General features: G+C 70.9%; 24 protein-coding genes and 1 tRNA gene. 21 read left to right on the top strand and 4 right to left on the bottom strand.

The features are described 5' to 3' along the window. Window positions 1–23: 23 nt before the first annotated feature. Window positions 24–1,232, bottom strand: coding sequence for an amino acid deaminase/aldolase (locus STROP_RS20285; RefSeq protein ID WP_028680649.1), 1,209 nt, complete (start codon window positions 1,230–1,232; stop codon window positions 24–26). A gap of 322 nt (window positions 1,233–1,554) precedes the next feature. Between STROP_RS20285 and tmk the strand changes: the two genes are divergently transcribed. From tmk to STROP_RS20255, 6 genes are all read left to right on the top strand, one after another. Then, on the top strand, window positions 1,555–3,705 hold the full coding sequence (gene tmk, locus STROP_RS20280; RefSeq protein WP_080516612.1) for a dTMP kinase: 2,151 nt from the start codon (window positions 1,555–1,557) through the stop codon (window positions 3,703–3,705). Beyond that, window positions 3,705–4,988, top strand: coding sequence for a DNA polymerase III subunit delta' (locus STROP_RS20275; RefSeq protein ID WP_012015220.1), 1,284 nt, complete (start codon window positions 3,705–3,707; stop codon window positions 4,986–4,988). Before tmk ends, STROP_RS20275 begins: the two co-directional genes overlap by 1 nt. Window positions 4,989–5,118: 130 nt before the next feature. After that, window positions 5,119–5,448 carry a YbaB/EbfC family nucleoid-associated protein gene (locus STROP_RS20270; protein WP_012015219.1) on the top strand — a complete coding sequence of 110 codons (330 nt, stop codon included), beginning with the start codon at window positions 5,119–5,121 and terminating at the stop codon, window positions 5,446–5,448. Beyond that, a complete protein-coding gene (locus STROP_RS20265) occupies window positions 5,449–5,754 on the top strand; it encodes a hypothetical protein (RefSeq protein WP_012015218.1) in 306 nt (101 codons plus the stop codon). Next, a complete protein-coding gene (locus STROP_RS20260; protein WP_012015217.1) occupies window positions 5,754–6,449 on the top strand; it encodes a hypothetical protein in 696 nt (231 codons plus the stop codon). The genes STROP_RS20265 and STROP_RS20260 overlap by 1 nt, the downstream gene beginning before the upstream one ends. A 63-nt stretch (window positions 6,450–6,512) precedes the next feature. Further along, entirely contained in the window at window positions 6,513–7,346 is an 834-nt protein-coding gene (locus STROP_RS20255) for a PSP1 domain-containing protein (protein ID WP_012015216.1), read from the top strand. A 61-nt stretch (window positions 7,347–7,407) separates the two neighbouring features. On the opposite strand, the gene STROP_RS20250 is transcribed toward STROP_RS20255, so the two are convergent. Continuing rightward, on the bottom strand, window positions 7,408–9,225 hold the full coding sequence (locus STROP_RS20250; protein WP_012015215.1) for a metallophosphoesterase family protein: 1,818 nt from the start codon (window positions 9,223–9,225) through the stop codon (window positions 7,408–7,410). 154 nt (window positions 9,226–9,379) lie between these two features. Between STROP_RS20250 and STROP_RS20245 the strand changes: the two genes are divergently transcribed. Continuing rightward, window positions 9,380–9,453, top strand: a tRNA-Thr gene (locus STROP_RS20245). 120 nt (window positions 9,454–9,573) lie between these two features. Here the strand turns inward: STROP_RS20245 and STROP_RS25865 are convergent. After that, on the bottom strand, window positions 9,574–10,950 hold the full coding sequence (locus STROP_RS25865; RefSeq protein ID WP_238380247.1) for a tyrosine-type recombinase/integrase: 1,377 nt from the start codon (window positions 10,948–10,950) through the stop codon (window positions 9,574–9,576). A 103-nt stretch (window positions 10,951–11,053) separates the two neighbouring features. Further along, complete coding sequence (locus STROP_RS20235) at window positions 11,054–11,500, bottom strand: helix-turn-helix domain-containing protein (protein ID WP_028570815.1); 447 nt, start codon at window positions 11,498–11,500, stop codon at window positions 11,054–11,056. 210 nt (window positions 11,501–11,710) lie between these two features. Between STROP_RS20235 and STROP_RS20230 the strand changes: the two genes are divergently transcribed. From STROP_RS20230 to STROP_RS20170, 14 genes are all read left to right on the top strand, one after another. After that, window positions 11,711–11,974, top strand: a complete 264-nt coding sequence (locus STROP_RS20230; RefSeq protein ID WP_012015212.1) for a hypothetical protein — start codon at window positions 11,711–11,713, stop codon at window positions 11,972–11,974. Then, window positions 11,971–12,825: a phage antirepressor gene (locus STROP_RS20225; RefSeq protein ID WP_012015211.1), complete on the top strand. Its 855-nt coding sequence runs from the start codon at window positions 11,971–11,973 to the stop codon at window positions 12,823–12,825. Before STROP_RS20230 ends, STROP_RS20225 begins: the two co-directional genes overlap by 4 nt. Next, window positions 12,822–13,019: a hypothetical protein gene (locus STROP_RS20220; RefSeq protein WP_043535506.1), complete on the top strand. Its 198-nt coding sequence runs from the start codon at window positions 12,822–12,824 to the stop codon at window positions 13,017–13,019. Before STROP_RS20225 ends, STROP_RS20220 begins: the two co-directional genes overlap by 4 nt. Before the next feature lie 69 nt (window positions 13,020–13,088). Then, the gene (locus STROP_RS25860; protein ID WP_012015210.1) at window positions 13,089–13,544 is read left to right on the top strand and encodes a hypothetical protein; all 456 of its coding nucleotides are present in this window, start codon (window positions 13,089–13,091) and stop codon (window positions 13,542–13,544) included. After that, window positions 13,541–13,765 (top strand): hypothetical protein, encoded by a 225-nt coding sequence (locus STROP_RS20205; protein WP_012015209.1) that lies wholly within the window; start codon window positions 13,541–13,543, stop codon window positions 13,763–13,765. The genes STROP_RS25860 and STROP_RS20205 overlap by 4 nt, the downstream gene beginning before the upstream one ends. After that, window positions 13,765–13,995, top strand: coding sequence for a hypothetical protein (locus tag STROP_RS20200; protein ID WP_028564498.1), 231 nt, complete (start codon window positions 13,765–13,767; stop codon window positions 13,993–13,995). Before STROP_RS20205 ends, STROP_RS20200 begins: the two co-directional genes overlap by 1 nt. Then, window positions 13,992–14,270 (top strand): hypothetical protein, encoded by a 279-nt coding sequence (locus tag STROP_RS20195; RefSeq protein WP_012015208.1) that lies wholly within the window; start codon window positions 13,992–13,994, stop codon window positions 14,268–14,270. Before STROP_RS20200 ends, STROP_RS20195 begins: the two co-directional genes overlap by 4 nt. After that, on the top strand, window positions 14,267–14,425 hold the full coding sequence (locus STROP_RS25260) for a hypothetical protein (protein ID WP_187151554.1): 159 nt from the start codon (window positions 14,267–14,269) through the stop codon (window positions 14,423–14,425). The genes STROP_RS20195 and STROP_RS25260 overlap by 4 nt, the downstream gene beginning before the upstream one ends. 195 nt (window positions 14,426–14,620) lie before the next feature. Next, window positions 14,621–14,932 carry a YqaJ viral recombinase family protein gene (locus STROP_RS25855; protein WP_238380246.1) on the top strand — a complete coding sequence of 104 codons (312 nt, stop codon included), beginning with the start codon at window positions 14,621–14,623 and terminating at the stop codon, window positions 14,930–14,932. After that, window positions 14,878–15,594, top strand: a complete 717-nt coding sequence (locus STROP_RS20190; protein ID WP_238380245.1) for a hypothetical protein — start codon at window positions 14,878–14,880, stop codon at window positions 15,592–15,594. Before STROP_RS25855 ends, STROP_RS20190 begins: the two co-directional genes overlap by 55 nt. Further along, window positions 15,591–16,490, top strand: coding sequence for a recombinase RecT (locus tag STROP_RS20185; RefSeq protein WP_012015206.1), 900 nt, complete (start codon window positions 15,591–15,593; stop codon window positions 16,488–16,490). The genes STROP_RS20190 and STROP_RS20185 overlap by 4 nt, the downstream gene beginning before the upstream one ends. Further along, window positions 16,487–16,711 carry a hypothetical protein gene (locus STROP_RS20180; protein ID WP_043535504.1) on the top strand — a complete coding sequence of 75 codons (225 nt, stop codon included), beginning with the start codon at window positions 16,487–16,489 and terminating at the stop codon, window positions 16,709–16,711. The genes STROP_RS20185 and STROP_RS20180 overlap by 4 nt, the downstream gene beginning before the upstream one ends. Further along, on the top strand, window positions 16,711–17,100 hold the full coding sequence (locus tag STROP_RS25850) for a hypothetical protein (protein ID WP_238380322.1): 390 nt from the start codon (window positions 16,711–16,713) through the stop codon (window positions 17,098–17,100). The genes STROP_RS20180 and STROP_RS25850 overlap by 1 nt, the downstream gene beginning before the upstream one ends. Further along, window positions 17,097–17,459 carry a hypothetical protein gene (locus tag STROP_RS20170; protein WP_043535502.1) on the top strand — a complete coding sequence of 121 codons (363 nt, stop codon included), beginning with the start codon at window positions 17,097–17,099 and terminating at the stop codon, window positions 17,457–17,459. The genes STROP_RS25850 and STROP_RS20170 overlap by 4 nt, the downstream gene beginning before the upstream one ends. The last annotated feature ends 49 nt before the right edge of the window (window positions 17,460–17,508 follow it).

Here is a 17,508-nt window from a genome sequence, read left to right as displayed (position 1 = left end):
CCCCGGCGTCGGTGGTGCGTCCCTCAGAGGAACGCCCACCCCTCACCGCGGTAGGTGGCGGCGGCCGTCCCGACGGTCTCCGCCTCCACCAGGTGGAGCTCGTTGACGTGCTCGGCGAGCTCCCCGGCCTTGGCGTGCCGGAACCAGACCCGGTCGCCGATCTGAAGTGTGTCGGTGGCCCGGCCGGTCAGCGGAGTCTGCACCTCGCCGGCGCCCTCCGCCCCGACCAACCGGAGGTCGGCCGGGAGGACCGGGCGGGGGAGGCGACTGCGTTCGGCCGGCCCGGAGGCGATCCAGCCGCCGCCGAGCACGGTGGCGTAGCCGGGTGCCGGCCGGCGGGCCACCGCGCAGGCGAAGAACGCGGCGGGAGTCGGGCGCCAGGCCCGGTAGGTGTCGAAGAGCGTCGGTCCGTACAGTCCGGACCCGGCGGCCACCTCGGTGACCGCGGGGTCGGCGCTGGTGGCGGCCAGGCTGCCGGTGCCGCCACCGTTGACGAACTCCAGTTCGGCGTGCTCGCGGACCGCCGCCACCGCCGCGCTCCGGCGGGCCAGCAGCTCCCGGTACGACCCGCGTTGAACCAGTCGGATCGCCGCGCCGAGCAGTGCCCGTCCCGGCGGCGCGTCGCCCATTCCGGCGATCTGCGCCTCGTACGCCATGAGTCCGACCAGCCGGAACCCGGAGCGGGCGGCGACGGTGGCGGCGAGGGCGCCGGCCGCCCGTGGATCATGCACTGGCGAGCGGCGTACCCCGAGGTGCAGCCGCCCGCCCAGCGGTCGCCAGGAGGCGTCCAGGTCAAGGCAGACCCGCAGCTCGGGCCGGTGGCCTGGGGCGCGGACGGCGTCCACCAGATCAAGCTGAGCGGGATCATCGATCATCAGGGTCACCGCGGCGGCGAGCGTCGGATCACCGGCTAGTTCGGCGAGCGCGGCCCGGTCGGTCGAGGGGTACGCCACCACCGCGTCGTCGGTGACCCCGCAGCGGACCAGCCAGAGCGCCTCGGCCAGGGTGAACGCCAGCACACCGGCCCAGCCGGGGGCGGCCAGGGCCCGGGAGATCAGCGTCCGGCAGCGTACCGACTTGCTCGCCAGGCGGATCGGCTTACCCCGGGCGCGCTCGGCGAGGGCGGCGGCGTTGGCGTCGAACGCCCGGAGATCAACCACGGCGTACGGCGGGTCGAGGTGGGCGGTCGCGCGGTCGAGTCGGGCGCGCAGATTCGCGCTGTCGGTGGCCACGTGGTGCACGCTAGCGGTGCCGGGGGCGATGCCCAAGCACTCTCGCCTTCGGGCGGGCTGCGGGTGGGTGGACACCCCCGCCTAGGCTCGGCGAGCAGGGGAATGTCCTGGCAACCGGCCGTCCGGCCGGGGCTAGAGTGTTGCACCGAGACCGCTCAGTAATGGGTCGCCACGTGGAGGTACGGCCATCGAAAGCCAGCAGAACGGTGAATCGGCCAACGGTTCGCCGCCCGCAGCCCAGTCCGGCCCGGCGGGCCCGTCCGGGACCGCGGCGCCGACCAGCCAGCCCGACCACTCGGGCTACGCCGCGATCCGCTCGGTCCTGCGCATCCGCCCGTTCCGGCGACTCTGGCTCGTGCTCGGTGCCGCCTCGTTCGGTGACTGGTTCGGCCTCCTCGCCACCTCTGTCTTCGCCGCCTCCCAGGTGGAGGGGAGCACCGCCAAGGGGGCGGCGTTCGGCACGGTCATCGCGATCCGGCTGCTGCCGGCTCTGGTCCTCGGGCCGATCGCCGGCGTCTTCGCCGACCGGTTCGACCGCCGTTGGACGATGGTCATCTGCGACGTGCTGCGGTTCCTGCTGTTCGCCTCGATCCCGCTGGTCGCCGTCCTGGGCGCGAGCGGCGCGGTGGTGGTCGGGTGGGCCACGATCGCCACGTTCCTGATCGAGTCGATCACCCTGCTCTGGATTCCGGCCAAGGAGGCCGCGGTCCCGAACCTGATCCCTCGGGCCCGGCTCGAAGCGGCCAACCAGCTCACGCTGATCACCACGTACGGCCTCACCCCGGTCGTCGCGGCGACCGTCCTCGCCGCGTTGGACGGCGTGGTCCGGGCAGCCACCGGTGGGGCCGCCCCGGACTGGGCCGAGCCGGCCCAGCTCGCGCTCTGGTTCAACGCACTCTCCCGGCTGGCCACCGCCGTGGTGGTCGCGTTCGGCATCCGGGAGATCAGCCAGGGTCCCGCCGCCCAGCGGGGGCAGACCGAGCAGAGCATGCTGCGCCAGTTCAAGGACGGCTGGCGGTTCATCGGCCAGACCCCGCTGGTCCGGGGTTTGGTGCTGGGCATCTTCGGCGCCTTCGCCGGCGGTGGCATCGTGATCGGCACGGCCCGCTTCTTCGCCAACTCGCTCGGTGCCGGTGACGCCGCCTTCTACCTGCTTTTCGGGGCCATCTTCATCGGCCTGTCGATCGGCATCGGGCTCGGCCCGATGATCGTCAAGGAGATGTCCCGGCGGCGCTGGTTCGGTATGAGCATCGTGCTGGCCAGCGCGGCGGTGATGACCCTGGCCTTCGCCATCCACCTCTCCATGGCGATGGTGGGCGCGGTCCTGGTCGGCGCGGGCGCCGGCATGGCCTTCCTCGCCGGCACCACGCTGCTCGGCGGCGAGATCGCCGACGAGGTGCGGGGACGGGTCTTCGCGGTGGTGCAGATCGGTACCCGGCTGGTGCTGATCCTGGCCATCGCGTTGAGCAGCCTACTCGCCGGGGTTGGTGGCTCCCGACGCTTCGAGGTCGTCAACCTGGGGATCTCGATCTCGTCGACCCGGCTGCTGCTGCTCGCCGCGGGACTGGCAGGCATCTTCGCCGGAGTTAGCGCGTTCAGGCAGATGGACGACAAGAAGGGCGTTCCCGTCCTGGCCGACCTGTGGGGTTCGGTACGCGGGCGGCCACTGACGCCAACCGAGCCGTTCTCCTCCGCCGGGCTCTTCGTGGTCTTCGAGGGGGGTGAGGGAGCCGGCAAGTCCACCCAGCTCGCCCTGCTCGCCGCACGGCTGCGGGACCAGGGGCGGGACGTGGTGGTCACCCGCGAGCCCGGGGCCACCGGAGTCGGCGAGCGAATCCGGTCCCTGCTGCTCGGCCAGCCGGGCTCCGAGGTGCCCTCCCCGCGCGCCGAGGCGCTGCTCTACGCCGCCGACCGGGCCCACCACGTGGCCACCGTGGTGCGGCCGGCGTTGGCCCGGGGCGCCGTCGTGACGAGTGACCGCTACGTCGACTCGTCCCTGGCCTACCAGGGTGTGGGGCGGACGCTTCCCGTCGACGAGGTCTCCTGGCTCTCGTCCTGGGCCACCGGCGGACTCAAGCCCGACCTGGTGGTGCTCCTGGACATTGATCCGAATACCGGGCTGTCCCGGGTGGCTGCCCGAGGCGGGGTCTCCGACCACCTGGAGGCCGAGTCGGTCAGCTTCCACGAACGGGTCCGGTACGCGTTCCTCGACCTCGCCGCCGCCGACCCGAGGCGCTACCTGGTGCTGGACGCCGCCCGTCCGACCGACGAGATCGCTGACGAGGTGGCCCGGCGGGTCGCCGAGCTGCTCGGTGCCCAGGCCGGTGGGCCGAACCCGCCGGCGGCGAGTGAGTCGACGGCGACCGCACCCGCGGCGAGTAGGCCCAACCCGCCGTCGGCGAGCGGGCCGGACACCGCGGTTCACTCCGAGTTATCCGACCCGAAGCTGGTGACGATGGAGCGTCGGACCTGATGCCAGACGTCTTTGCCGACCTGGTCGGCCAGGACGAGGCGGTGGACGTACTGCGGCGGGCCGCAGCGGACGCCGCCGCCGTGCTCCGTGCCGGGCTGCCCGACCTGACGGCTCAGAGCGACCCGGCTGACCCGGCTCCCACCTTCGGTAGCGACCCGGCGCAGGCCGGTGCAGCCGAGCGGGCGGAGCGGGAACCGGGGGCGGGGATGACGCATGCCTGGATCTTCACCGGGCCGCCCGGGTCGGGTCGGTCGGTCGCCGCGCGAGCCTTCGCCGCTGCCCTCCAGTGCGGGCACGGCAGCGGATGCGGTGCCTGCCCCGGCTGCCACACCACGATGGCCGGCACCCACGCCGATGTCCGGCTGGTGGTACCGGATGGGCTCTCCATCGGTGTCAACGAGATGCGCGCCCTGGTGCTTCGCGCCGCCAGCACCCCCTCCGGTGGGCGGTGGCAGGTGGTGGTCATCGAGGATGCGGACCGCCTCACCGAGGCCGCCGGTAACGCCCTGTTGAAGGCGGTGGAGGAGCCACCCCCGCGAACGGTCTTCCTGCTCTGCGCGCCGTCCATCCACCCCGACGACATCTCGGTGACCATCCGGTCGCGCTGCCGGGTCGTACCCCTGCGGCAGCCCGCACCGGCGGCCGTCGCCGAGGTGCTCGTTCGGCGTGACGGCGTCGAGCCCGACGTGGCGAACTGGGCGGCCGCCGCGGCCCAGGGGCACGTCGGGCGGGCTCGGCGGCTGGCCCGCGACCCGCAGGCGCGTACCCGCCGGGACGCGGTGCTCGCGGTGCCCCGTCAGCTCACCGGGGTGGGCGCGGCGATCGACGCTGCCGCCGCACTGATCGGGGCCGCCGAGGCGGAGGCCGCGGCGTTGGTGGCGGACACCGATGCGGCCGAACGGGCCGCGTTGGAGACGGCCCTCGGCGCGGGCGGCACCGGCCGGAGAGCGGCCAGCGCGTTCCGGGGCGCCGCCGGGCAGGTCAAGGAGTTGGAGCGGCGGCAGAAGTCCCGGGCCACCCGGGCGCAGCGGGATGCCCTGGACCGGGCGCTGGTGGATCTCGCCGGCTTCTACCGGGACGCGCTCACGATGGCGCTGGGCGCCCCGGTCGAACCGGTACACACCGACACCGCCACGGTCGCCGGGGCGGGTGCGCGCAAGTGGGAAGCCGACGGCGCGCTGCGTCGCCTGGAAGCGGTCCTGGCCTGCCGGGCCGCGATCGAGGCGAACGTCAAGCCCCGGATCGCCGTCGAGGCGATGATGCTCGCTCTCTGGAAGGGCTGACCAGACCGCCTCCTGCTCCTCTGGCTGGACGGTTCCGCGGCATCGACACGTTCCACTCTGGTGCGGTACGGTCCGGGGTGCCATGGTGACGCGGGGCGACGCTGAGCTATTCCAGTGCGGGAGGACGCCGATGCCGCGGGGGGAGATCGACGAAGCCTGGATCGAGGAGGCGGTGCGGCGCTACCGCCGGATCGAGTCGCTGCAGACCGAGTTCGACCAGGCGGTGACGACGGTCGAGGTCACGGTTCGCTCACCGGACGGGCTGGTCGAGGTGGTGGTCACCGCGGCGGGGCGGATCACCGACGTGCGGTTCCTCGGCACGTTGCAGAATCGCCAACCCCGCGACGTAGCCGGGTCCGTGCAGGCGGCGGTGGCCGCCGCGGCCGACGCCGCGCAGTGGGCGCGGGAAAAGCTGCACAACGAGACCTTCGCCGCGTACCGCCCGCTCACGGGGGCTTGAATGGAGACGTTGCGCTCCCTCGCCGTCCGGCTGGAGGCGGCGAGCGAGACACTGACCAGCCTCTCCCACGCTGCGCCGGCCACTGATCCGCCGGGAGTCGCCTTCGGCGGCGACGCGCCGGGACGCGCCGGCGAGGTTGGCCGGGCCCTGCACCGGCAGTGGACGGCCGCCACCGGTGACCGCGCCCGCGAGGCGCATCTGGCCGCCCAGCAGCTGGCCGCGGTGGCAGCCGCCGTTCGGTCCGCCGCCGACAACTACGTCGAGACCGACCAGGACGCTCGTTGGCAGTTCGTGGGGGAGACGTGATGGACCCACTGGACCGACTCGCCGAGCCCGGCCTTGACCTGCTGCGTCGGGTCGACATCCTGCTCGCCACCGGCGCCCCGGAGGGGCACCGGGTCTGGCCGCTGCTGCGCCGCATGCAGGTGCTTCCCGGCGAGGCTGTCCGGAGCTTCCTGGAGCTACCCGCCGCGGCCTTCTCCGACGCCGGCCGCTCGGTGCGTCAGCTGGTCCGGGGATATGACGAGGTCTCCGCCGCGCTCACCGAACCGGTGCTCTGGTCCGGCCCGGCCGCGACCGCCTTCGGGGAGTATCGGACGGCGCTACTGAGTCACCTCGACGAGGGGCCGGAGAGCCTGGTGGGGCGGCTGGAGTCGACCGCTGGCTACGCCGACGCCCTCGCCGACTGGATCGAGGGCAGCCGGCATGCACTCGCCCGGACCCTGGCCGGCGCGCTGGGCTCGACCGAGGCGGTGGCGGTGGTCGCCGCGACGTCGGCGCCTCCCGCGGCCTCGGCGCAGTTCGCGGTGTCGGTGCCACACCCTGCGGCGGAGACCGAGGCGGCCGAGATCGCCGTGCGGGTGCTGGCGGTGCTCTCCGCCGCCTACGACGGGGTGGAGACACTCCTACGGCAGTGGGGGCCCAGTCTGGCCGAGTCCCCCTGGCGTGCGCCGGTCATCGGAACGCCCCGCTACGACACTCCGACCCACGTCGGTTGGTGAGCACCGTGCACCGGCTGGAATCAGCGGCCCGGGGCCAGCCCGACAGCGACGTAGGGTGAGGGTATGGGCATGCTCTGCGCGGTCAGTTTCCACCGGTACGGGCGCCTCTACTACCTTGATCCGGGTGAGTTTCGGCCCAAGGTCGGCGACAAGGTGCTGGTCCCCACCGATGAGGGGCCCGAGGTGGCCGAGTGCGTCTGGGCCGCCCAGTGGACCTCCGACGACACCGAGGGATTCCCCCGCCTCGCTGGGCTGGCCCAGAAGGAGGATCTGCGCCGCGACGAGCTGCTGCGACAGCGCAGAGCCGAGGCGAAGGTCGCGGCAAAACGCCTGATCCGGGAGCACAATCTGCCGATGAAGGTGGTCGCGGTGGACCACGTGCGTGGTGCGACGGAGGGCGGCGAGCGAAGCACGATCTACTTCACCGCCCCGCACCGGGTGGACTTCCGGTCGCTGGTCCGGGACCTTGGCGCGACCCTGCACTGCCGGGTCGAGCTGCGTCAGCTCTCCGCCCGTGACTCTGCCCGAGTGCAGGGCGGCATCGGTTCCTGCGGGCGGGATCTGTGCTGCGCCACCTTTCTCACCGACTTCGAACCGGTGACCATCCGGATGGCGAAGGACCAGGATCTGCCGCTCAACCCGCTGCGCATCTCCGGTGCGTGCGGTCGGCTGATGTGCTGCCTCAAGTTCGAGCATCCGTTGTACTCCGACAGCGGTTCCTATCCCGCCTCGGGTCAGCGAGTCGAGACACCAGCGGGAACAGCGAAGGTCGTGTCCCGGCATCCACCCAGCGAAACGGTCACCGTGCGGCAGATCGCCGACGGATCCACCCGACGATGCGCGCTCTCCGACGTCTGCGGATCGCGCCAGGCATACGAGGCGCGTGACCGCGGCTGAGCACGATCGCGGGGGTGGATGCGACGACAACTGCGGCTGCGCGGGAGTGGCGGCCGATGGCTCAGCGGAGGACCACCGGGGGCTCGGCCAGGCGGGGCTCCAACGGGGTACGTGGGACCAGCCACGACGACTCGGCCGAGTCGTCGGGGTTGACCTGCCAGTGACGGCTCACCCGATCCACCCCGATCGGGTAGATCGTCAGCGTCCCGTCCGGGGTGATGCGCATGCGGACAAAACCCTTCGAGTCCTCGATGCCCTGCCCGGCGAAGAGCTCATTGGCGTGGATCCCGAAGGCGCTGGCCACCAGGAGGTACGCCGCCACCAGCTGGCTGGCCGCCAGCCCGCCCACCGAGCCGAGGAAGACGACCGCGGCGACCACCGACAGCGGCCACGGCCAGTCGTGGAACGGCAGCGTCAGCCACGCCCAGGTGCCGGCGGCCGCCAATCCCAGGTGGGCCAGACCATGTCCCAGACCGAGGAGCCAGTGCCGGACGCGTCGCTTACCCCCGGAGCCGGGTGCCTTGGCGAAGAGGACCGCCCCGGTCAGGGTCACCAGCACCATCGCCACCAACGGAACGCTGAACAGCCGCAGCTGGGCACTGTCGTGGTTCGTGCACACACCGACCATCGACAGGATCAGTAGTGTGTACAGGATGCCGAGAAGCGTGGCGAAGCCCCGGTTGCGCCACGGCAGCCGCGGGAAGATGCCCCAGGCGTACCGCCGGGACCGCGTCGCCTCCGGGTAGCACCCCGCCAACTCGTAGGACTGCGGGGCGCTCGCCCGCCGCGCCAGCGTCTCCGCTGGCGGGACCTGGATTCGCTCCGGCAACAGGTGCGTCGGATAGAGGTACGCGCCGCCGCCACCACAGGTGATGAGCTGCCGGTCCGGCCCCGCGTATCGGGCGTAGTGATGCTGGTCGCCGGAGATGAGCAGGCGTACCTGTGCCCCCGTTGGCGCGATGATGGTGCGGATGAAGTAGTCGATTGAGTCGTACGCCGAGGGGTCTTTGGTGGCCTTGATCCAGGCTGGCATCGGGACGGCCAGGATCACCCGGCTCTGGGGCCCCAGCCGCTGCGCGACCGAGTCGAAGTAGCTGAGCTGTGGGTCGTCCAGGTATGAGCCGGACTGGTCGTCCAGGCCGAGTAGCCACCAGTTTGCTGGCAACTCCACCGCGAAGTACGACCGGGACTGCTCGGTGTTCCAGCCGCCGAGGTGCCGGTCCCGAGACCGGACGAAGAGGCGGAGGAAGGCGGTGAGTCCGTCGTGCCAGTCGTGGTTGCCGGGGATCGCGAAGAGCGTCGGCTGCTCGGGTGGGGTGACCGGCAGCGCTGCCTGGTAGGGGCCCTTGCACCGGTCCTCGTACGTTTCGAAGTCCGCCGACGGGTAGACCTGGTCGCCCCCCATCACCAGGACCTGAGCCCGGGGCAGCCGGTGCCCATCCACTGTCAGCTCCCGCTGCGCCAGCAGGTACGCGACCGAGTACGTGGCGTCGAAACCGTCACCAACGTCGGCGACGTAGTCCAGCCAGAGCCCGCCGTCCGGCCCGACCTGCCGGGTCACCTTCGCGTCGAAGGTGTTCTGTAGCTCCCGCTTGTCCAGGTAAGCGCCGAAGAGTAGCGCGAGCAGGGTCCGGATACCGGTGCTGATCAGCAGGAGCGGCGCCAGCCACGGCACTGGTTTGCGGGGGGTGAAGCCCAGCTCCAGCGGATCGGTGCTGCGGGGGCGGCGTGCCGGCTCGCCACCGGCGGCCTCGCTGGCTTGGGGGCCGGCAGGCGGTGTCGCGGGTGCCGGGCCTGTCTCGCCCTGGCTGCCGTTGCCGTCCGACCCGTGCGGGGTGGGGTGCTGGTCCGGGAAACCAGCAGCGTGGTCGTCCGTCATCTGCCGCAGCGTAGTGCGGTCGGCTTGGCGGCGCTGTCTGGAGAACGTCGGTTTCGGTGGCCCGAATCGGGAAGGTGCTGCTGTCGGGCGCGCGGTGGCGGTGGGGGATCCCGATCGGCGGGCCCCGCCGGGTGGCGTACACTTGCTGATCGTTGCCGCCTTAGCTCAGTCGGCTAGAGCGACGCACTCGTAATGCGTAGGTCGACGGTTCGATTCCGTCAGGCGGCTCGGGACAACGAAGGGCCTGGTCACACCGCTGACCAGGCCCTTCGCCATGTCTGGGGTCGACGGATGGCGATCAAGCGCATCGTATGATCGCTATCTGAGGACAAATTTGAGGACACTTAGCTACCCGGCGCTCTTCCGAGCCCGATGCTCAGCAAGATCGGACACGGGGCGGAAGAGTGCCGTCTCTGCCGCCTCGGCTGCGCGTTTCGCCTGGCCGAGACTCGGCGCCGCATACCGACGGGCCGTACGGATGTCCCGCCAGCCCATGGCCTGCTGGACTGCGGAGATATCGAGCCCAGCGTCCAGCAGCATCGTTGCTGCTGTGTGCCGCGCCACGTGCGACCCCGCGCGCGGCAATCCAGCCTCAGCGAGGATCTGGTACCAGTCGTCGAGATCGGCGCGAGGGTCGACGGGCCGACCGTTGGGCTGGCAAAACACTAACCCCTCGTCTTTGTACTCCTTGCCCAGCCTCTGTTTGAGCCCGCTCTGTTGCCGCTTGTGCTCGCGCAGTTCCGCTGCGAGAGTCGCCGGCAGCAGCACTAGATCAGTGGCCACCTCGTCGTCGTCGGAGGCCAGCCACGTCTTCGGCCGGGTCAGCCTCAGTCCTCCGTCCCTGCGTTGGGGACACCGGGTGGCGTGCCGGGTGCATCCGGGCGGGCAAGGCTTCGGGCATGGGCGGTGATGCCGGGGGCATCGGTCGCCCGGTGTCCGTGCTGGACACCGGAACGGCTGCTGATAGCAGCGGCCCGGGTCGGTGCACCCGTGCGCCCAACTCGGCTGGCAATTTTCGCGCCGGCAGAACTGGGCTGCGCATTTCACTGGGTCTGGGCAGCCGTGCCGCCATTTCAGGCGCTGCAACTGCCAATCCTTCGCGATCGCGCCCGCGTCCAGGTCAACGCACGGCCACGTAAGCCCCAACGCCTCGCCTTGTCGGGGGCCGATTGAGAGGCCGACTTTCCACCGCAACGCGGTCGGCCGCCGTTCGATCGCAGTAATGAGGCAGCGGGCCTGCTCGACTGTTAGTGGCTTCTTCCTGCGCCCTTTCGTGCTGCCTGGGTTTCCGCGAATTGCTGCGACGTTTCGGTGTACCAGGTCGCGCGCCATTGCGATTTTCAGGCCACGCCGAATGATCGCGTGCACCTTGAGCAGGTAGGTTGGGGCGACGTGGGGCCGCATCTTGGAATACAAGGCGTCAAGGTTCGCCGCAGTTAGTTCGTCGATAGCTACATCGCCGATAGCCGGGAAGATCCATGTCATGCAGGCCGATAGGTACGCGTCGACCGTGCGAGGCGCGAGAGGGCGCTCCAGTGTCGCATGCAGCTCGGTAAGCCACTCAGTGAACCACTTCCGAACAGTCGGCGTCCGGCCCGCTGCAATCGGGATCTTCCTGTCGGCCTTCTCCTGTAGTTTTCGGATGTCTGCCTTGATGGCGTCAGAGGTCTTTCCGTATACGCTTTTACGGTCATAGCGGCCGTCGGCGCGCTTGCCGACGGTCACCTTTCCCTCGTAGCGCTTCCGCTGGTCGCTCCAGGTAACGGAGATGCCGCGGTACGAGAACCCCGGGCGCCCAGTCTTACTGGGCATGATCTTGTCCTTCGGGTTAGCTTGCGACGCCGCGTCGTCGGGTGCGCTTTAGTGGCCGCTCGCGCTGGACCGGGCGGTCAGCGAGCTGGCGAAGCGTCTCGCGGATGAACTCGCGCTCGAACTCGCTTACGTGCGGATCGTTGAGTTTGCGCATGAGCGTCTGTAGGTCGGCGTCCATCGGTATCGGTTCCGCCTCGGTGCGTAGCTCGGTCTTGCCGGGCCACAGGATGGTGAACGCGGCAGCCGACGGGATGTCGAGTGCGTCGCAGAAGGCGAGCACCTGCTCGGGGTTCGGCAACTCCTTGCCCTCGCCCTTGGCCCATCGATAGATCGTAGGGTTGCCGATGCCGGCCATCTTGGCGATCTCGACGACGCCTAGCCCGCGGACCTCTTTGGCCTGCGCCAGGACGCGCCGTACCCACTTCGCGTAGGCGTCTCTGCGTACCTCAACCGGCGGGGCCATGGGGCCAACATACGGCTCACGCGTAGAGACGATTCCCTGCTCGTGACGCATTCTCCACGTGCGTCGACGTTCCCGGCCACGGGCTACAGACCTTCGAAACACATACGAATACGAGTACGCCATGGTCCAACGGTAGGCCGACCGGGCCGGGCGCGATATCAACCGAACGTATGACCTTCTTCATGCACGATGAGGTAGTACGGTGTCTTCATGAATGAAGAACCACCTGCGATCTCCGCTACGCATGAAGAGTCCGAGTTCAGTCAACCCCGGTTGGTGTCGGTCGAGACGACGCGGTACCTGCTCGGCAAGCTCACCTATCGGCAGATTGGCCTCATGGTGCAGCGCGGGGAACTGCGCTCCTGCAAGATCGGGCGGCGGCGGATGATCGAAGCCGCGTCCATCGATGAGTACATCGACGCCAAACTGGCTCAGGCTCGTAGCCTTAAGAAGCGGCGCAAGGCGGCGGCGTGACCCACCCACCTGGCCAGCCTGGAGGCGGCAGCGGAAGCAGCGGCGGCACCACCGGCCCCGGCCGCGAGATCACAACCTTCGAATTCGGCGATCTCCCGCTGAGGACAGTCACGGTCGGCGGTGAGCCCTGGTTCGTGGTCGCTGACGCCTGTCAGGGGTTGGATCTCACCAACCCGAGCATGGCCGCGAGCAGGCTTCACGCCGATGACCTAAGTACTGCTGAGGTCATCGACGGCATGGGACGTAGGCAGCACGTCCGGATCACCAACGAGTCCGGCCTATACGACTTGATCTTTCAGAGTCGTAAGCCTGAGGCACGTGCGTTCCGCCGCTGGGTGACTCACGAGGTGTTGCCCGCGATTCGGGCGACGGGCCGGTACGAGTCGGTGCCGGCGGTGCCGCAGTCGTACGCGGATGCGTTGCAGCTTGCCGCGGATCAGGCCCGGCAGCTTGACGCGCAGGCTGCCGAGTTGGCGGAGGCCGCGCCGAAGGCCCAGTCGTGGGACACCCTCGCGTCGGCTGACGGCGACTGGTCAGTCCGGGACGCCGCGAAGATCCTGTCGCGCGATCCCAACCTGAACGTGGGGGAGCGGCGGCTGTTCACGGTCCTCGGCGAGCAGCAGTGGATCTATCGGCAGCGCGGGGACGGCCGTTGGCGGCCGTATCAGCGGGCTGTCGAGTCGGGCTGGCTGTCCGAACTACCCGCCTCGCACTACCACCCGCGTACGGGGGAGCTGGTGCTTGATGTGCCTCAGGTGCGGGTCACCACCCGTGGTCTGCATCTGTTGCATCGCCGGCTGGGTGGTGTGCAGCCGTTGCGGACGCATGAGCAGACGGCGCTGATCGCATGACCGCCACCGCCGCTCTACTCGCCCGCGCGGTAGCCCTCATCGCAGTCGGCTTTGCCCTCATCGCGGTCGGCCTGGCCTCGCTGTCCGCGTCGCCGGCCAAGGAGCCGGAGCCCAGGTGGATGCGGCCGGCGACTCTCGCCGAGGAGCGGGAGTGGCAGATACAGCGCCTCGTCGATGAGGCGCGCAGTAAGTGAGCCCCCCGCCGATGACGCGGCGAAGGGCTCGACACCCGCACCAACCAACCATCAGAAGGAGAAGTGCAGATGCAAGACAAGACGGTACCCGACACCGCCGCGCGGCCCACGCCGGCAGCAGAGCCGCAGGCCACGCCGCACCAGGCCGACCCGGGCTCGGGCTACATGTCCTGCCCGCGTGAGTGCGGGGTAGACGTGCGTGAGCACGCCTCGTCCGGCCTGATCGATGGCCGATGCGACACGGGCTACTGGCTGGCCCCGATGGGCACCCGCGAAATCCCGTTCGCGGAAATCGAGTCAGCGTTCACCCTCAGCGCGCACCACACCTACCCAGCCGTCGGGGTGATGCCCCGGGCCGGCCACTACATCCGGATCACCGTCGCGCCCGGCCGGTACGACTACTTCTACACCGATCTGGACGGCGTGATCACCCAGGCTCCGCGCGGGTACGCCAGGCACTACAAACCTGGCAGGATCATAGGCCTGGAGGCTGCGGTCGCGCAGTACGCCGGGGGTGCCCGATGAGCGCCCCGTCCTGGCCGCTCACGGCCGACGCCGCCGAGATCACCGTCCCGGACCTGGGATGTGGACACCTGCCCGGGGAGTCCTGCGACGAGGCGTGCGCCTACTGGCGGGGTGTCGCGGACGGGACCTACCCGCCGCCGGAATTCGAGCCGGTGACGCTGCCGCCGCACTGCCCCGGCCTGGTCCCGTTGCCGGATCCGGCGCTGCGGGAGGTGGCCTGATGCCTCGCCACGAGCAGACCCACTCCGGGCCCAGGGTGTGCCCCGGCTGTCTGACCGTCCCCGGCCGTGAGCACGGCGTGTGCTGCCCGGCGCTGGAGGGCCCCCGGCACGCTGCCGCGCCGCATCCGCACGCGGACACCGTCCGCATTGTCACTGCCCTTCTGGTCGGCGTGCCGATCGGTGCCGCCATCTATCTTCTGGCCGCCCTGCTGATCTGGAGCCTCACATGACTGACGACATGGTGCGGGAGCTGACCGCCGCCCTGGATGCGGCCGACCGCGAGCGGTCCCGGCTCCAGGACGAGCTGGACATCGCCGAGGCCGCCTACGAGCGGCGTGCCAGGCAGGCCGCCCAGTGGCGGGACCTGGCCCGCGGTCTGTCCGCCGACCTGCGGCAGGCACGGGCCGACCGGGACCAGGCGATCAGCACCTCCCAGCAGCTACGGGTGGGTCTGGTGGCCGCACGGGAGCGGCTCGGCGTCGGCCGTGAAGGGGAGGGCCGGTGAGCCTCATCGACGCGATCGTCCTGCCCATGGCCGCGCACTTGTCCCGGCCGGTGCGGGTGGCGGGCCGGCACCGCCGTATCCCGGGGGATCTGCCGCGGGCGGTCCGGGTACGGACGGTCCGCTCTCACCGCTGGCCGACGGCGAGGCCGCGGTGAGGGCCGGGCGGTGGGCGGATGGCGCCGCCGCTACCCAGGCCGCGATTACTGGCGGGGCGCCGTGTGCTGGCGGGTGCCGGTGGCCGGTGCATCCCGCCGCCACGCTCGGCGCCGGTGGGGAGCCGGACGTCTATGACCGGCATCCCGGTGCGTGCCTGGTGGCCAGCAACTGCGAGCAGTCCCGGGGAGGCGATCGTGAACGCGGTCGAGTTACTTAGCCCTGAGCAGGCCAATCCTGGAAACCCGAAGTGGCACACGCTGCGCCGTGACGGGGTCACCGCGTCTGAGATTGCCGCCGTGCTCGGCCTTAGCCCGTGGGACAGCCCGTTCTCGCTCTACTGGCGGAAGATCAACGGCTGGTGCGCCGACGACACCGTGGACATGTCCACTGGTCGCCGGGTGGAGCCGGTTGTCGCCGACTGGTGGGCCACACCGTCGGCGCCCCGGCAGGCATGTACGTCCGTCCGGCTGGCCTCTACGCGCACGAGGCCCGGCGGTGGCAGCTAGCCACCCCCGATCGGCTCGTCAGGACATGGGTTCGGCCGGGCGTCGGCCGGCTGATGTCGGTGCTGGAGTGCAAGTGGACCGGCGCCTGGGACGGCTGGGGTGAGCCTGGCACCGATGACATCCCGGTCTACTACCGCGCACAGGTGCTGTGGCAGTGCGACGTTCTCGGTGTCGACGAGGGCCACATAGCCATGCTCGGCCCGGGAGGGTTCCGGGCGTACGGGCCGATCCGCCGCGACGAGCGGGACCTGACCGTGATGCGCGACGCGGGTCGTCGGCTCCTCGCCCGAGTCGACGGCGGTGACCCGCCGCAGGTCGACGAGCACACTGCCACGCTCGCCACGCTCAAGCGTCTGCACCCTGACCTGGTCGACGAGCAGACGGAAGTCAGCACGGAGACGGCCGCGGGCTACCGGCGGGCCCGCGCCCTCAAGCAGGCCGCTAGCCGGTTGTGTGACCGGTTCGAGGCCCGCCTGCGCGCCGAGATGGGCCCGAATCGCACCGCGGTCGACGCCGCCGGGGTGAAGGTCGCCACCCGCTCCGTCTACGACGTGACCCGCGTCGACACGGTCCGCCTCAAGGCGGACCAGCCGGAGATGGCCGCCGCGTACGCCACCACCTCCACTACCGATCGGATCACCCCCGCAAGGAGCAAGCGATGACGCAGACCGTCTCACAGGCCGTGGCCACCCGGGACAACTCCCCGGCCGGCTTGATCACGCAGTACTCCGAGTCGTTCGCCCAGGTATTGCCGTCGCACATCAAGCCGGCCACGTGGGTTCGGCTGGCCCAGGGCGCGCTTAAGCGCGGCAAGCGTGGCGACGGTGGCCGGTTCGAGTTGGAGATCGCCGCCTCGAACAACCCGGGCGTGTTCCTCGCCGCGCTGCTCGACGCCGCCCGGCAGGGCCTGGAGCCTGGCACTGAGCAGTACTACCTCACCCCGCGGAAAGTGAAGGGCCGGCTGGAGATCCTAGGGATCACCGGCTACCAGGGGCACATCGAGTTGATGTACCGGGCCGGGGCGGTTGCCTCGGTGGTCGCCGAGATCGTGCGAGAGCACGACGAGTACCGCTACCAGCGCGGCATCGACGACGTGCCGGTGCACCGATACAAGCCGTTCGCCCGCGACGCCGAACGCGGCGCCCTGATCGGCGTGTACGCATACGCCCGCATGAAGGACGGCGCGGTGTCCCGGGTTGTCGAGCTGAGCCGCGACGACATCGACCGCATCAAGGCCAGCAGCCAGGGCGCGAACAGCGAGTACAGCCCGTGGCAGAAGCACGAGGCCGCCATGTGGCTCAAGTCGGCGGTACGGCAGTTGCAGAAGTGGGTGCCCACGTCGGCGGAGTTCCGGCGGGAGCAACTACGCGCCGCGGCTGAGGCCCACCGGGTCGCGTCCGCGGCGGACGCCCCGGACGGCGCCACTGCACCGCAGGGCGACGTCCTGGACGGTGAGGTACTCGACGAGGCACCCACCGAGCCGGCGCGATCCGATGATGCCGGCGGGCATGTCGAGCAGGAGTGGCCGGACGCCGCGCGGCCGGGAGGTGCCCAGTGAGCCACGGAGATCCGTACTACGGCAACGCCACCGAGGTGGAGCACACGTGGGCCCGCCCGCCGTCGCCTGACTGCGGCGCCTGCGGATGCTGCACCGCCCCGCTGTGCGCTACCGCCACCGAGCGTGGCCTGCCGTGCTGGGCGCTGGTGTCCGCCGGGCCGGCGGTGATGAACGTCAGCGGGTGCCCGTGCGCCCCGGTGGCCGGCAAGGACCGGCTGTGATCCGCGACCGCGACGCCGCCCTCGGCGGGCCGGTGCGGGAGCCGGGCTGGTGCGAGTGCGGGCACCTGGAGCCGCTACACACACTGCGGGCAGGCCGCCGGGGCGGCTGCTCCACCTCGACGTGCTCATGCGGCGGCTACGAGCCCGGGGCCGGTGTCATGCCGGCCCCGGGCCCCCGGCCGGCACCCGCCGACCTGTACGCCATGACCAGCCGGTACGTCACGTACGCCGACGCCCGCGACAGCGGCCGGCAGCCAGACGCCGGACTGCTGGCTGCCGCCGTGGCCGACGACGTGCCGGCCTGGCGCGACGAGGTGGCCCGCCTAGAGATGCTGCGCCGGGAGCTGGCCGCCGAGCTGGACCGGCTCCGCGACGAGGCCGCCCAGTGACCGGCCACGTCTACCGGGCGGTGTGGCCGATCCTCGACGACACCCGCACCGCCTCGGCCCTGATCGCCGAGGCGTCCGCCGGCCTCGACGCCATGGCCCGCACCGACGGTGCCCGCATCACCGGACAACCGACCTGGACGGTCACCGGGGACCGGCTCGTGTGCGAGGCACCAGCCGACCCGCTACCCGCCGACGAGCCGGTCGACGTGACCGGGCTCGCCGACAACGACACGGTCGTGCTCCGCCTCGCCGGCCTGCACTGGTCACACCGGCAGATCGCCGCCACGACCGGCGTTCCCGCGTCCACGGTCCGCGGCATCATCACCCGCCACGCACACCCCGAGGAGGCACACGTATGAGCGCCGAAGTCCTCCGCGCCACCCCCTGACCGGTTGGGCCGGCCCCGGG

Origin of the sequence: Salinispora tropica CNB-440 (assembly GCF_000016425.1) — a bacterium.
GTDB lineage: Bacteria > Actinomycetota > Actinomycetes > Mycobacteriales > Micromonosporaceae > Micromonospora > Micromonospora tropica.
The sequence above is the reverse complement of the archived record's forward strand: the minus strand, read 5'-3'. Positions and strand labels throughout refer to the sequence as shown.